Origin of the sequence: Amycolatopsis sp. NPDC051371 (assembly GCF_040682155.1) — a bacterium.
Lineage (GTDB): Bacteria > Actinomycetota > Actinomycetes > Mycobacteriales > Pseudonocardiaceae > Amycolatopsis.
On the sequence record NZ_JBFBAG010000018.1, the window covers coordinates 123920 to 137967 of the forward strand.

The 14048-nt window shown below is 71.3% G+C and carries 13 protein-coding genes and 1 tRNA gene; 13 read left to right on the forward strand and 1 reads right to left on the reverse strand.

Annotated features, from left to right (window positions below; all coding sequences use genetic code 11):
• The first annotated feature begins 1 nt into the window (after window position 1).
• The 4 genes from pcaC (at window position 2) to AB0M59_RS22940 (ending at window position 2968) form a co-directional block, all read left to right on the forward strand.
• The gene (gene pcaC / locus AB0M59_RS22925) at window positions 2–406 is read left to right on the forward strand and encodes a 4-carboxymuconolactone decarboxylase (RefSeq protein WP_364618006.1); all 405 of its coding nucleotides are present in this window, start codon (window positions 2–4) and stop codon (window positions 404–406) included.
• 10 nt (window positions 407–416) lie between these two features.
• The gene (locus AB0M59_RS22930; protein WP_364618008.1) at window positions 417–1247 is read left to right on the forward strand and encodes an IclR family transcriptional regulator C-terminal domain-containing protein; all 831 of its coding nucleotides are present in this window, start codon (window positions 417–419) and stop codon (window positions 1245–1247) included.
• Between the two features lie 123 nt (window positions 1248–1370).
• Entirely contained in the window at window positions 1371–1967 is a 597-nt protein-coding gene (locus tag AB0M59_RS22935) for a nucleotidyltransferase family protein (protein WP_364618010.1), read from the forward strand.
• Window positions 1968–2098: 131 nt separating this feature from the next.
• Complete coding sequence (locus AB0M59_RS22940; RefSeq protein ID WP_364618011.1) at window positions 2099–2968, forward strand: MoxR family ATPase; 870 nt, start codon at window positions 2099–2101, stop codon at window positions 2966–2968.
• Window positions 2969–3019: 51 nt separating this feature from the next.
• Here AB0M59_RS22940 and AB0M59_RS22945 read toward each other — a convergent pair whose 3' ends face one another.
• Window positions 3020–3148, reverse strand: coding sequence for a hypothetical protein (locus tag AB0M59_RS22945; RefSeq protein WP_364618013.1), 129 nt, complete (start codon window positions 3146–3148; stop codon window positions 3020–3022).
• Between the two features lie 80 nt (window positions 3149–3228).
• Here AB0M59_RS22945 and AB0M59_RS22950 point away from each other — a divergent pair.
• The 9 genes from AB0M59_RS22950 (at window position 3229) to AB0M59_RS22990 (ending at window position 13704) form a co-directional block, all read left to right on the forward strand.
• Window positions 3229–3302, forward strand: a tRNA-Arg gene (locus AB0M59_RS22950).
• 100 nt (window positions 3303–3402) lie between these two features.
• Window positions 3403–4515, forward strand: coding sequence for a VWA domain-containing protein (locus tag AB0M59_RS22955; RefSeq protein ID WP_364618015.1), 1113 nt, complete (start codon window positions 3403–3405; stop codon window positions 4513–4515).
• On the forward strand, window positions 4508–5620 hold the full coding sequence (locus tag AB0M59_RS22960; RefSeq protein WP_364618017.1) for an XdhC/CoxI family protein: 1113 nt from the start codon (window positions 4508–4510) through the stop codon (window positions 5618–5620). The genes AB0M59_RS22955 and AB0M59_RS22960 overlap by 8 nt, the downstream gene beginning before the upstream one ends.
• A gap of 264 nt (window positions 5621–5884) precedes the next feature.
• The gene (locus tag AB0M59_RS22965; protein ID WP_364375056.1) at window positions 5885–6409 is read left to right on the forward strand and encodes a (2Fe-2S)-binding protein; all 525 of its coding nucleotides are present in this window, start codon (window positions 5885–5887) and stop codon (window positions 6407–6409) included.
• Window positions 6409–8850 carry a molybdopterin cofactor-binding domain-containing protein gene (locus tag AB0M59_RS22970; protein WP_364618019.1) on the forward strand — a complete coding sequence of 814 codons (2442 nt, stop codon included), beginning with the start codon at window positions 6409–6411 and terminating at the stop codon, window positions 8848–8850. Before AB0M59_RS22965 ends, AB0M59_RS22970 begins: the two co-directional genes overlap by 1 nt.
• A complete protein-coding gene (locus AB0M59_RS22975) occupies window positions 8847–9701 on the forward strand; it encodes a xanthine dehydrogenase family protein subunit M (protein WP_364618021.1) in 855 nt (284 codons plus the stop codon). The genes AB0M59_RS22970 and AB0M59_RS22975 overlap by 4 nt, the downstream gene beginning before the upstream one ends.
• A gap of 89 nt (window positions 9702–9790) precedes the next feature.
• Window positions 9791–10546, forward strand: a complete 756-nt coding sequence (locus AB0M59_RS22980) for an SRPBCC family protein (protein ID WP_364618023.1) — start codon at window positions 9791–9793, stop codon at window positions 10544–10546.
• A gap of 372 nt (window positions 10547–10918) precedes the next feature.
• Entirely contained in the window at window positions 10919–12214 is a 1296-nt protein-coding gene (locus AB0M59_RS22985) for a GGDEF domain-containing protein (RefSeq protein ID WP_364618025.1), read from the forward strand.
• 422 nt (window positions 12215–12636) lie between these two features.
• The gene (locus AB0M59_RS22990) at window positions 12637–13704 is read left to right on the forward strand and encodes an NAD(P)-binding domain-containing protein (protein WP_364618027.1); all 1068 of its coding nucleotides are present in this window, start codon (window positions 12637–12639) and stop codon (window positions 13702–13704) included.
• The last annotated feature ends 344 nt before the right edge of the window (window positions 13705–14048 follow it).

Consider the following 14048-nt stretch of genomic DNA (forward strand, 5'->3'; position numbering starts at 1 on the left):
CGTGACCGGAGACCGTCACGAGCAGGGCATGAAGGTCCGGCGCGAGGTGCTCGGCGACGAGCACGTCGACCGCGCTGTCGCGGGCACGACGGACTTCAGCCGCCCGTTCCAGGACTACATCACCGAAGGAGCGTGGGGCTCGGTCTGGGCACGCGACGGCCTCGACCGCCGGACGCGCAGCTGCGTCACGCTCGCGGCGCTGACCGCGCTGCAGGCGCACAACGAGCTGGCGATGCACGTCCGGGCCGCGGTCCGCAACGGCCTCACGGCGGCGGAGATCGGCGAGGTCCTGTTGCACACGGCGGTCTACGCGGGAGCCCCGGCGGCGAACGCGGCGTTCGCCATCGCCCAGCGCACCCTGGCCGAGCTCGGCGAGCCGAGCGCCCTGCCGGCCGACGCCGGATAAGGTGCCGGGCATGGACACGGGGAGGCCCATCGAAGCCGAGCTCGACAGCGAGCCGGCCCACCGCGGCGCCCACCACGTCCAATCGCTGGAGCGCGGGCTGGCGGTGATCAAGGCCTTCCACGCGGACGCGGCCGAGCTGACCCTGAGCGACGTCGCCCGCGCGACGGGCCTGACCCGCGCCGCGGCCCGACGTTTTCTGCTGACCTTGACCGACCTCGGTTACGTCCGCACGGACGGCAAGTACTTCTCGTTGACGGCCCGCGTCCTGGAGCTGGGCTACTCGTACCTGTCGAGCATGACGCTCCCGGAGGTGGCCCAGCCCCACCTGGAGCACCTGTCGGCAGGAGTGCACGAGTCCAGTTCGGTGTCGGTCCTGGAAGGGACGGACATCGTCTACGTGGCGCGGGTGGCGGTCTCGCGCATCATGACGGTGAGCATCAACGTGGGAACCCGCTTCCCGGCGTACGCGACATCGATGGGTCACGTTCTCCTGGCCGGCCTGAGCAAGGCGGAGCTGGAGGCGTACTTCGTGGTGGCGAAGCTCGACCGCCTCACGGACCGCACGGTCACGGCCCCGGCCGGCCTCCGGACGGAACTGGCCAAGGTGACCGGCCAGGGCTGGGCCATGGTCGACCAGGAGCTGGAGGAAGGCCTCCGCTCAGTGGCGGCCCCGATCCACGACCGCACGGGCCGGGTGGTGGCAGCGGTGAACCTGTCGACGCACGCAAGCCGCACAACGGCGGAGTCGGTGACGAAGGATCTGGTACCACCCCTGCTGGAGACGGCCAGGTCCATAGAAGCCGACCTGGCAATCGGCGCTCCCGGCCGAGCCCATGGCTGACGAACCCCCACCGACCCCCGACGCCGGATCGCCCCGCCCGACAGCACCCGCCGCCGGGCGGCCTTCCGGGGCACTCTTTGCCGAGCCGGCCGGCTCAGCCGCACCCCGTGCGGGGCGGTCCGCATGACAGCACCCACCCCCGGCCCGGTTGCCGGCCTCCTCCTCGCCGCCGGGGCCGGCCGTCGCTTCGGCGGGCCGAAGGCCCTCGCCGAACTCGACGGCCAACCCCTCGTCCTGCGCGCACTCGCCACGCTGACCGCGGCCGGCTGCCACCCCGTCCGAGTCGTTCTCGGCGCCGCCGCAGACGAGGTCGGCGCGCTCCTACCCGATCCGGCCCAAGCCGTGCGGGCCGAGGGCTGGGAGACCGGCATGGGCGCGTCCCTCAAGGCCGGCCTGGCCGCCCTTTCCGACGAGCCCGGGCCCGTCGCTGCGCTGGTGCACCTCGTCGACCTGCCGTGGGTGGGCGCCGACATCCTCGCCCGGATCGCCGCCGGCGCGACCACCGAAACCGTCGCCCGCGCGGCCTACGACGGCGTCCCCGGCCACCCCGTCCTCCTCGGCCGCCACTGGTGGGCCGAAATCGCCGAAACCGCCCAAGGCGACCGCGGCGCCCGAGACTGGCTGGCCGGCCGCCCCGACCTCAGACTCATCGAGTGCGGCGACCTCGGCAGCGGCCGCGACGTCGACCACCGCGCCGACCTCCCCAGCGCATCCTCCTGACAACCCACCGCAATCCGCCCCGCGTCACCAGCCGACCCTTCAGGCACGCGAGCGGTCCCGCGGAGAACTCGGCCACCGCCCCTGAGCGACGAAACCCGCGCACAGCCGCCGCGCCGCCTACGATCGACAGCGTGACCGACTCGCCTGAAGAACTCGCCGCCGCGCTGGACGTGACCGGCTATCTCGCCGATGACGGCCTCGCCACCGCCGGGTTCCTCGCCCTCCGCATGGGCCGTCCGCTGTTCTGCGAAGGCGAACCCGGCACCGGCAAGACCTCGCTCGCCCTCGCGCTGGCCACCGCGCTCGACCGGCCGCTCGTCCGGCTCCAGTGCCACGAGGGCATCGACGCCGCCCAGGCGCTCTACGAGTGGGACTTCCCCCGCCAGCTCCTGCACCTGCGCGCCCTCGAAGCCGCCGGGGACGGGCGGGTCGACGTCGAGACCGCCGAGCGCTCGCTCTACACCGAACGCTTCCTCCTCGCGCGCCCGCTGCTGCAGGCCCTGATCACCTCGCCGTGCGTGCTGCTGGTCGACGAGATCGACCGCGCCGACGACGAGTTCGAAGCCTTCCTCCTCCAGTTGCTCGACGAGCACGCCGTGACCATCCCCGAATACGGCGAAGTCCGCGCCGCGGAGCCGCCGCTCGTGGTGCTCACCTCGAACCGGACCCGCGAAGTGCACGACGCCCTCAAGCGCCGCTGCCTCTACCACTGGCTCGAACACCCGGACCTGGCGCGCGAGGTCACCATCCTGCGCCGGCGGATTCCCGACATCGGCGAACTGCTGGCCCGGCAGGTCGCGGAAGCGGTGCACCGTCTCCGCGAGATGGATCTGCTGAAGCCGCCGGGGGTGGCGGAATCACTCGACTGGGCCCGGGCTTTGCAGGCGCTGCATCGCGACGAGCTGGACGCGGCATCGGCGGCGCGGACCCTCGGCGCCGTCCTGAAGTACAGCGAAGACCTCGACCGGGTCCGCGCGAAACTCGACGCGCTGTTCGCCTGACAGTCCACAAAGGACCATAGTTAATTGTGTTGACCACGTGTGCGGGTTCCGTCATGCTTTTTCCAGCACAGCAGGCAACACCGCCGAGAGGAGGAGATCGTGACCGAAGTCCGGCAACACCGATGCGGCGCGATCTCCCGCGCCGTTCGCTGAATCTTCCTGAAGGCTCTTCGCGCCCACCCCTCGCTACCTCGGGTCGGCTGCCGCGAAGAGCGCGGTCTGCGCCTGCCCGGGGAGGGGCGTGCGCGCAGACCGCCCTCGTCCCGGTAGCTCAGCAGGACAGAGCGCGGCGCTACGAACGCCGAGGTCCGAGGTTCGACTCCTCGCCGGGACACCGCGACATCGCCCAGCCAACCGCACGCCCAGCCGCGCCGAACCCATCCCGGCCGGGCGCTCGTCCACCCCTCCGGACCCGGCGAGCGCACAATGGAGTCATGACCACCGCCGCCGATCCCGTCGCCGGGTACGCCGGGTTCGCCGCCGCCCTGCGCGAGGCCGGCGTCGCCTGCGATGCGCGGCGGGTGCAGGCCTACCTGGCCGCCGTCAGCGAGATCGATGTCGCCGAACCCACCCAGCTCTACTGGGCGGGCCGCCTCACCTTGTGCGCCAGTCCCGACGACCTCCCGTGCTACGAAGAAGCTTTCAGCCAGTGGTTCTCGATCGAAACCAGCACCCCGCAGCGCGCGAAGGCCGCGGCGCCGAAGCAGGCCCGGATCGCGCCGCTCATCGACTCCGCGGGCTCCGACGCCGAGGGCGGCGACGGCCCTGATCAGCTGAAAGTCGCCGCGAGCGCGCAGGAAGTCCTGCGCCACCGCGACCTCGCCGCGCTGACCACCGCCGAACGCGAACACCTCCGCGAACTGCTGGCCACGCTGAAGCCCAAACCCCCGAAACGCCCCGCCGCGCGGAAGACGCCGTCGCACCGAGGACGGCTCGATCCCTCGCGGACCCTGCGCGCCATGCTCGCCAGCGGCGGTGAGCCCGTGAAACTCGCGTACGTCCGGCGGGGGAGCAGGCCGCGCCGGGTGGTGCTGCTCATCGACGTCTCGGGGTCGATGAGCCCGTACGCCGACGCCCTGCTCCGGTTCGCGCACGTCCTGACGCGGTCGGCACCCCAGTCCGTCGAGGTCTTCACCCTCGGCACGCGGCTGACCCGGGTCTCGCGCCAGCTGCGTCAGCGCGACCCCGAACGCGCGATGCTCGCGGCGGGTTCGGCGGTGCCGGACTTCGCCGGCGGGACCCGCCTCGGCGAGACGCTGCAGGCCTTCCTCGACCGCTGGGGCCAGCGCGGCGTCGCCCGCCGCGCCGTGGTCACCGTCTTCTCCGACGGCTGGGAGCGCGGCGACACCGGCCTGCTCGGCGAGCAGCTCGCCCGCCTGCGCCGGCTCGCGCACGCCGTATTCTGGGTGAATCCGCACGCCGGCCGTGCGGGGTACGCTCCGGTCCAGTCGGGCATCGTGGCCGCTTTGCCCCACATCGACCGGCTGCTGGCCGGGCACACCCTGGCCACTTTGGAACGACTGCTCGGGGAGATTTCCGATGCGTGACGTACTGGACGACGTGTTCCGCCGCTGGTCCGACGGGGAAACCGTGGGGCTCGGCACCGTGGTCGCCACCTTCTCGTCGGCGCCCCGCGCGCCCGGCGCCGCGATGGTCGTGGCCCCGGACGGCACCGTCGCCGGCAGCGTGTCCGGCGGCTGCGTCGAAGGCGCCGTCTACGAGCTCGCGCAGGAGGTCGTCAGCGAGCGCAAGCCGGTGCTGCAGCGCTACGGCGTCACCGACGACGACGCGTTCGCGGTCGGCCTGACCTGCGGCGGGATCATCGACATCTACGTCGAGCACGTCGACCGCGCGTCGATGCCGGAGCTCGGTGACGTCGTCGCGTCGGTGCGCAGCGGCGAGCCCGTCGCCGTCGTCACCGTCATCGAGCACGAACGCGAAGGCCTCGTCGGCGAGCACATGATCGTCTGGCCGGACCGGACCGCGGGCTCGCTGGGGTCGTCGCGGATGGACGACGCCGTCGCCGACGACGCGCGCGGCCTGCTGGCCAGCGGCCGCACCGGCACCCTGCACTACGGCCCGGACGGGCAGCGCCGCGGCGAGGGCATGGCGGTGTTCGTCAACTCCTTCGAGCCGCCGCCCCGGCTGCTCGTGTTCGGCGCGATCGACTTCGCCGCCGCGATGGCGCGCATGGGCGCCTACCTCGGCTACCAGGTCACGGTCTGCGACGCACGGCCGGTGTTCGCCACCAGCAGCCGCTTCCCGGACGCGCACGACGTCGTCGTCGACTGGCCGCACCGCTACCTGGAGGCGGAGGCCGCGGCCGGCCGCATCGACCAGCGCACGGCCATCGCGGTGCTGACCCACGACCCGAAGTTCGACGTGCCGCTGCTGGAGGTCGCGCTGCGCCTGGACGTCGGCTACGTCGGCGCGATGGGCTCCCGCAAGACGCACGACGACCGCTTCGCCCGCCTGCGCGAAGCCGGGATCACCGAGCCTGAGCTGGACAGGCTGTCGTCGCCGATCGGTCTCGACCTGGGCGCGCGCACCCCCGAAGAGACGGCCGTTTCGATCGCCGCGGAAATCATCGCGTTGCGGTGGGGCGGCGGCGGAAAACGTCTCGCGGAACTGACTGGGCGCATCCACGGCTGACTGCTGCTTTCGGGTCCGGGTGGCGGAGCCCCCGGCCCGGGGCGGAGCCCCGGTTGTTACTGGTCTGGGTGGCCTACAAAAGTTCACCCATCCGGACTTCCGCACATACGGGGTTAGCCCGTGAATTCCGGCGTATCCGCGGAACGGGTAGTTGAACGTGTGACATCAGGACTTGTCCGCGCGAAGGTCGCGTAGCACGCTCGGGAGTCTGTGAGCCCGATCACGGTCGGGCAGGCCGTTCCCGAACCGGCTTTTGGAGGCCTGATGCGCATCACCGTCACTGTCGACGGGACGAAGTACACCGACGAAGTCGAGCCCCGCACCCTGCTCGTGCACCACCTGCGAGAGAAGCTGGGCAAGGTCGGCACCGTCGTCGGCTGCGACACCAGCAACTGCGGCGCCTGCACCGTCCACCTGGACGGGCACAGCGTGAAATCCTGCTCGGTGCTCGCCGTGCAGGCCGACGGCTGTGAGGTCACCACCATCGAAGGCCTCGCCCGCGACGGGCAGCTGCACCCCGTGCAGAAAGCTTTCCACGACAACCACGCGCTGCAGTGCGGGTTCTGCACACCCGGCATGATCATGCAGTCGATCGACCTGCTGGCCGACAACCCGGATCCGGACGAACAGGCCGTCCGCGAAGGGCTGGAAGGCAACCTCTGCCGCTGCACCGGCTACCAGAACATCGTCCGCGCGGTCCGCGACGCCGCGCAGAACATGAGCCCCGGCGCCGGCCCCGAAGCCGAGCGCATCGCCGAGACCAAGCACGCCGGCGTGGGTGGTGACTGATGACCGCCACGATCGAACCGGAAGTCGGAAAGTCCCGGCGCCGCAAGGAAGACGAGCGGCTGATCACCGGCCGCACCCGCTGGACCGACAACATCACGCTGCCGGGACTGCTGCACATGGCGATCCTGCGCAGCCCGTTCGCGCACGCCAAGATCGTCTCGATCGACACGTCGGCGGCGAAGGGCGCGTCCGGCGTCGTCGCCGTCTACACCGCGAAGGACCTCGACCCGGACAGCTCGATCGGCATGCCCTGCGCGTGGCCGATCACGCCGGACATGAAGGCGCCGCGCCGTCCGGTGCTCGCCGCCGACCAGGTCAACTTCGCCGGTGAAGGCGTCGCGGTCGTCGTCGCGCGGTCGTCCGCTGAAGCGCACGACGCGCTCGAGGAGATCGACGTCGAGTACGACGAGCTCCCGGTCATCCTCGACATGGAAGCCGCGATCGCCGAGGGTGCCCCGCTGGTCCACGAGGACCAGGGCAGCAACACCAGCGCCGTCTGGAAGTTCGACTCCGGCGAGGCCGGCACCGGCGGCAACGTCGAGGACGCGATCAGCGGGGCGGAGGTCGTCGTCAAGCGGCGCTTCCGGCAGCAGCGGCTGATCCCGGCGTTCATGGAGCCGCGCGCGTGCGTCGTCGACCCGACGGGCACGCAGATCACCATGTGGTCGGCCACGCAGGTCCCGCACATCCTGCGCGTGATGTCGGCGCTGACGCTCGGCATCCCCGAGCACAAGCTGCGCGTGATCGCCCCGGACGTCGGCGGCGGCTTCGGCGGCAAGATCGGCGTCCTGCCGGAAGAGATGATGTCGCTGCTGGTCGCGCAGAAGCTCGGCAAACCGGTCAAGTGGAACGAGACGCGGTCCGAGACCATGCTCGCCGCCCACCACGGCCGCGACCAGATCCAGGACATCACCATCTCCTCGACCCGGGACGGGCAGGTGACCGGTCTCAAGGTCGAGCTGCTCGCCAACCTCGGCGCGTACAACGGCCTGGTCGGCACCGGCGTGCCGATCCTCGGCGCGTTCATGTTCAACGCGATCTACAAGATCCCGGCGTACCACTTCGCGTGCACGAACGTGTACACGACGACGACGCTGACCGACGCGTACCGCGGCGCCGGCCGGCCGGAGGCGACGTTCGCGATCGAGCGGATCATGGACGAGCTCGCCGTCGAGCTCGGCATGGACCCGATGGAGCTGCGCGAGAAGAACTGGATCAAGCACGAGGAGTTCCCGTACACCACGGTGGCCGGGCTGACCTACGACTCCGGTAACTACGAAGCCGCCACCGAAAAGGCCAAGCAGCTCTTCGACTACGACGGCTTGCGCGCCGAACAGGAGAAGCGCCGGGCGTCGAAGGACAAGGTGCAGCTCGGCATCGGCATCTCGACGTTCACCGAGATGTGCGGGCTCGCGCCGTCGCGGGTGCTCGGCTCGCTGGACTACGGTGCCGGCGGCTGGGAGCACGCGGCGATCCGGATGCTGCCCACCGGCAAGGTCGAGGTCATCACCGGCGCGTCGGCGCACGGCCAGGGGCACGAGACGGCGTGGAGCCAGATCGTCGCCGACCAGCTGGGTGTCGCGTTCGAAGACGTCGAGATCATCCACGGTGACACGCAGTCGTCGCACAAGGGCATGGACACCTACGGCTCGCGGTCGCTGGTCGTCGGCGGGATCGCGGTCGTCAAGGCGGCGGAGAAGGTCGTCGCGAAGGCCAAGCCGATCGCGGCGCACCTGCTCGAATGCGCCGAGGACGACCTCGAGTTCGCGAACGGCAAGTTCACGGTCAAGGGCACGGACACGTCGACCGGTATCGGGGACGTCGCGCTCGCGGTGTTCGCGGCGCACAACCTGCCGGACGGCGTCGAGCCGTCGCTCGACTCGGACGCGACGTTCGACCCGGAGAACTTCTCGTACCCGCACGGCACGCACCTGTGCGCCGCCGAGGTGGACACCGAGACCGGGCGGATCAAGCTGCGCTCGTACGTCTGCGTCGACGACGTCGGGGTCGCGGTGAACCCGCTGATCGTCGAGGGACAGGTGCACGGCGGGCTCGCGCAGGGCATCGCGCAGGCGCTGTTCGAAGGCACCGAGCACGACGACAGCGGCACGCTCACCACCGGCACGTTCGCCGACTACCTGCTGCCGTCGGCGGTCGACCTGCCCTCGTTCACCACCGATCGCACGGAGACGCCGTCGACGACGAACCCGCTCGGCGCCAAGGGCGTCGGCGAAGCGGGCACGATCGCGTCCACCCCGGCGGTGGTCAACGCGGTGATCGACGCCGTGCGGCAGTTCGGTGTGAACGACATCGAGATGCCGTTGACGCCGATGCGGGTGTGGCACGCCATGCGGCACGGCACCACCGACGCCGGCGGCCCCGGCCGCGACGAAGCCGGCGGCGGCCTCGGTTCCCTCGACGCCACCGGAGGTGCGCAGTGATCCCGGCTTCCTTCGACTACGTCCGCCCGTCCACAGTGGATGAAGCGGTGCAGGCGCTGGCGTCGGCGGGCGAGGACGCCAAGGTCATCGCGGGCGGGCAGAGCCTGCTGCCGGTGCTGCGAATGCGGCTGGCGGCGCCGACGACGCTGGTCGACCTCGGGCGCGTCGCGGAGCTGCGCGGCGTGCGCGAGGACGGCGGCGACCTGGTGATCGGCGCGATGACCACGCACTACGACGTCCAGCGGGACGCGCTGGTCGCCGAGCACGCGGCGCTGCTCAAGGAGGCGACCGACACGGTCGCCGACCCGCAGATCCGCCACCGGGGCACGCTGGGCGGCGCGATCGCCCACGCCGACCCGGCCGGGGACCTGCTGGCGCCGGTGCTCGCGCTGGACGCGTCGCTGGTGCTGGCCGGGCCTTCGGGACGCCGGACGGTGCCGGCCGCGGAGTTCTTCCAGGACCTGTTCACCACGGCCCTGGCCGCGGATGAGCTGCTGGTCGAGATCCGCGTGCCCAAGCACACCGGGTGGCGGGCGCACTACGAGAAGTTCAACCGGGTCGCCCAGGCGTGGTCGATGGTCGCGGTCGCGGTCACCGTCCGTACCGAAGCGGGCGTGATCGAGGAGGCTCGTGTCGCGCTGACGAACATGGGCTCGACCCCGGTGCGCGCCTCGGGTGTCGAAGCGGCGCTGGTCGGGGCCCAGGCCTCGGCCGACTCGATCGCCGCGGCGGCTTCGCACGCGGCGGAGGGCACGAATCCGCCGGTCGACAGCAACGCCGACGTCGAATACCGCCGTCACCTGGCCCAGGTCCTGACGGGCCGGGCCATCGCGGCGGCGGCCGGCGCCTGACGTTCGGAGTTCGTCCCCCTGGCCGCCGCTCCGGCGGCGGCTAGGGTGGGCACCGGACACCTCAGGTCTGGCAGAGAGGAGGTCGGCCCGTGCGGCTCGACCACGAATTCACCGTCCCGGCTCCGATCGGCGAGGTCTGGCAGGCGGTCGTCGACCCCGAGCGCGTCGCCCCGTGCATGCCGGGCGCCACGCTGACGAAGGTCGAAGGGGACAAGTTCAGCGGGACGGTGAAGGTCAAGCTCGGGCCGATTTCCCTGCTGTACAAGGGTAACGGCGAGTTCCTGGAAAAGGACGACACCGCACACAAGGTCACGATCAAGGCATCGGGCAAGGACTCCCGCGGATCGGGCACGGCGGCGGCGACGGTGACCCTGACGCTGACGGAGGCCGACGGCGGAACGCACGGCACGGTGGCGACGGACCTGTCGATCACGGGCAAGCCGGCCCAGTTCGGCCGCGGCCTGATCAGCGAGGTGGGCGGCAAGATCCTCGACACGTTCGCGGGGTGCCTGTCGGGCAAGCTGGCGCCATCGGCGGAGCCGGCCCCGGCCCCCGTGGCAGCAGCGCCGACGCCCGAGCCGGTCGCGACGCCCGAGCCGGTGGCCAAGCCGGCTCCCGCGGTGAAGCCCGCCCCGACGACGGCGGAGATCAACACGGACCCGAAGCCGGCGACGGCCTCGTCGGACCGCCCGCCGCTGCGCAGCGTCCCGGCGGCCCCGGAGACGGAAGCGATCGATTTGCTCGACTACGCGGGGCAGTCGGTGCTGAAGCGGCTGGCGCCGGTGGTGCTGGGGATCGCGGCGGTCGTGGGGTTGGTGGCGATCATCCGGGCACTGCGGAAGTAGCGGGTTGACGTTGGGCCTGCCCCTTTGGGGTGGGTCGGGTGTTGTCGCGCGGGTGGCGAGGGCCGCTCGGGTCTGGTGGTTGATCGCCGCGAACGGGAGTTGGTTGCCGGTCTCTTCGCGTTCGGGATCTTGCGAGTGGGGATTTCCGCTTCGGCGTTCTCAAGATCGCTTTTCCTAGGCGATGATCCGGTCGTGAGCCCGTGAGCTGGGCAGATCTACTCTGCGCGGGTCTTCGGGCGGGTGCGTTGCTCGCAATTCGCCCGGACTGGCGACGCGCGTCGCCGGAACGGCTACGCTGGGCTACCTGGTCGGCCGAACTTCGCGCAAGGGGTACGTCACGATGCCGGTCCGTCACTTCCGTGGCTTCGGCTCTTGAGAGCCCAGGCCGCCGTGCGCCGGGAAGCGCTTTCCGCCTGGCCGGGCTGGCCCGCGCGATGGGAGATGTGGACCGGGGCGAAAGCCCGCTGGATCACCTACGCGCTCGGCTGTGAGCTGGTCGCCGTCGTGGCGACCGGGGCCGCGCTGGTCACCGGGTTCGGCGGGTCCGTGCGGCCGGTCTGGTTCGCGGTGCTGGTCGCGCTCGGTGTCGCCCAGGCCGAGATGTCGCGCCGCATCGAACGGCTGCGGCGGTGGATGAGCGGGCAGACCCACATCAACGTCACGTCGGTCTGGTACCTCGCCGGCGTCGTCCTGCTGCCGCCGGCCTGGGTGGCGTTGCTGGCCGTCGTGCTCTACGCGCACCTGTGGATGCGCGTGTGGCGTCAGGTCCGCACGCGGCCCGCGCACCGCTTCGTCGCCAGCACGGCGTGGGCGATGCTCTCGTGCTTCGCCGCATCGTCGGTTCTCGCGGTGTCGGGGCTGCACGGGACGCCGTTGCAGACGGCGCGCGGGCTGTTCGCGCTCTGCCTGGCCGCGGCGGTGTTCGAGCTGGTGAACATCGGCCTGGTCGCGGCCGGCATCTACCTCTACACGAGCCAGCGCTCGGCGGCCGACCTGATCGGCACCTGGGAGGACAACGCTTTCGAGATCGCGACCCTCTGCCTCGGCGGGCTCGCCGCACTGGCGCTGGCCGAGCAGCCGGTGCTGGTGGTGTTCGTCGTCGCGCCGTTGCTGCTGTTGCACCGCTACCTACTGCTGAAACAGCAGCTGCAGGTCGCGGCCGTCACCGACGAGAAGACGGGGCTGCTCAACACCGCCGGCTGGCACGATTCCGCGGTGCGCGAACACACCCGCGCCCAGCGGCGCGGCTCCACCGGCGGCGGCTTCGCGGTGCTGATGATCGACCTCGACCACTTCAAGCGCATCAACGACACGTACGGCCACCTCACCGGCGACGACGTCCTGGCCGCGGTCGCGGTCGCGATCTCCGGGGCGGTGCGCCAGGGCGACACGACCGGCCGGTTCGGCGGCGAGGAGTTCGTGGTCCTGCTGCCGAACATCGGCCGCGCCGACGTGCTCGGCATCGCCGAACGCGTGCGGGCGGCGGTGGGGGAGCTGAACGTGGTGATCTCGACCGGCAGCGGGACGGTCCGCGTGAGCGGCCTGTCGGTGTCGATCGGGGTGGCGCGCCACCCGGAAGCGGGGCCGACGCTCGACGACGTGCTCCGCTCGGCTGACGCCGCTTTGTACCGCGCCAAGGAGGCCGGCCGGAACCGCGTTGCCGTGTGAGTGGTGGTGCTCGGCCGGCTCGAGTGGCTTGGTCGGGAATGTGGCTGCTGCTGGGTGAGGTCGGGCCGCGGCGTGGCTCGGTGGGATGGCTGGTTGGAATCGCCGGGCCGGGCCGGGGTCGGTTGGGCTGCCGTGTGGGCTTGGTCGGGTTGGCTGGTTGCAATCGCTGGGGCTGCGCAGGTCGGGTGTCTGGCTGTGGTCGTGATGGTCGGCCGCGATCTCGGGACGGGTCCGGCTGGCCTGGACGATGACGGTTGTGGCCCAGCCGGCCGGTCGCGATCGCTTCGCCGACTGCGCTCGGTGACGCGTAGAAGCCGTGACGCGCCAGGTCCCGGCCGAGCTGACCGACCGCCCGGCGCGCGACCCAGCGCCATGTGAGCTACGGCGCGAAATACCCCTGGCGGTCAGCCGTTGAAACCCACATGAGCGGTGCGGATCACGAGACCGACGTGGTGGTGATCGGCGCGGGGCAGGCCGGGCTGTCGGCCGCCTATCACCTGCGCCGGGCCGGCTTCGCCAACCGGTCGGGGTTCGTCGTGCTCGATCACGGGAAGCGAGCCGGGGGTGCGTGGCAGTACCGGTGGCCGTCCCTCGTACTCGGCAAGGTGCACGGCATCTACGACCTGCCCGGCATGGCCTTCGGCAGCCCGGACGTGACGCGTCCTGCGTCCGAAGTCGTCTCGGAGTACTTCGCGCGCTTTGAGAGCGTTTATGACCTCCCGGTTTTCAGGCCCGTCGACGTCCAGTCCGTGACGCGGGCGGGGGAACGGTTGGTGGTTTCGAGCCCGGCCGAGTCCTGGGCCGCGCGGGCCGTGATCAGCGCGACCGGCACCTGGGACCGGCCCTTCTGGCCGCGCTACCCGGGCCAGGAGACCTTTGCCGGCCGTCAAGTGCACACGGCGGACTACACCGGCCCCGAAGAGTTCCGCGGCCGGCGGGTCGTCGTGGTCGGGGGTGGGGCGTCGGCCGTTCAGCTACTCATGGAGTTCGCCCCGCTCGCCCGCGCGACGGCCTGGGTGACACGGCGCCCGCCCGTGTGGCGCGACGAGCCGTTCAGTGAGAACTGGGGACGCGACGCCGTCGCGAAGGTCGACGAGCGGGTGCGGGCCGGGCTGCCGCCGGAGAGCGTCGTGAGCGTGACCGACCTCGCCGTGACGCCGGAAGTGCGCGCCGCGCGCGCCGCCGGGATCCTCGAGCGGCGGCCGATGTTCGAGCGCATCACGCCCGACGGGGTCGTCTGGGCGGACGGCTCTCGCTTCGACGCCGACGTCATCCTCTGGGCGACGGGGTTCCGCGCGGCGATCGACCACCTCGCGCCGCTGCACGTCCGCGGACCCGGGGGCGGGATCCGGATGGACGGCACGCGCGTAGTGGGTGAGCCGCGGCTGCACCTCGTGGGGTACGGGCCATCGGCGAGCACGGTCGGGGCGAACCGCGCGGGGCGTGCCGCGGTCGGCGAGATCAAGAAGCTGCTGAGTTCGGACGGCTGAGGCCATACATCCGAAGCTACCCGAACATCCGTGCGATGATCATCGCTGAATCGGGTGAAGCTTGGCCGCGCTGCCGGGTGAGATTTTCGTTGTGAAATAAGGGAAGCGGGCGCGCGGTGTTGGGCGCTGCCCCCGGTTCCCATGCTACCCGCGACCACCGACAAAACCGGGAAAGGTCGGGGGTCTGCGGTACCCATCCCGCGGCACGGGACAGTGCTCCGCTCACCGGAAACCGTGCTGAGCAGCGGAAACCCGGAGAAACTCACCCTCTTGACCGATTCAACGACAAGACACGTCTTGTCAGCCGAAACCGGTCACCGATACAGTCTGCTTAGTTAGGAAAC

Excerpts from the sequence above, each read along its gene's own strand:
- AB0M59_RS22930 (WP_364618008.1), top strand. The coding sequence starts at position 417 with ATGGACACGGGGAGGCCCATCGAAGCCGAGCTCGACAGCGAGCCGGCC.
- AB0M59_RS22935 (WP_364618010.1), top strand. The coding sequence starts at position 1,371 with ATGACAGCACCCACCCCCGGCCCGGTTGCCGGCCTCCTCCTCGCCGCC.
- AB0M59_RS22955 (WP_364618015.1), top strand. The coding sequence starts at position 3,403 with ATGACCACCGCCGCCGATCCCGTCGCCGGGTACGCCGGGTTCGCCGCC.
- AB0M59_RS22960 (WP_364618017.1), top strand. The coding sequence starts at position 4,508 with ATGCGTGACGTACTGGACGACGTGTTCCGCCGCTGGTCCGACGGGGAA.
- AB0M59_RS22965 (WP_364375056.1), top strand. The coding sequence starts at position 5,885 with ATGCGCATCACCGTCACTGTCGACGGGACGAAGTACACCGACGAAGTC.
- AB0M59_RS22970 (WP_364618019.1), top strand. The coding sequence starts at position 6,409 with ATGACCGCCACGATCGAACCGGAAGTCGGAAAGTCCCGGCGCCGCAAG.
- AB0M59_RS22990 (WP_364618027.1), top strand. The coding sequence starts at position 12,637 with ATGAGCGGTGCGGATCACGAGACCGACGTGGTGGTGATCGGCGCGGGG.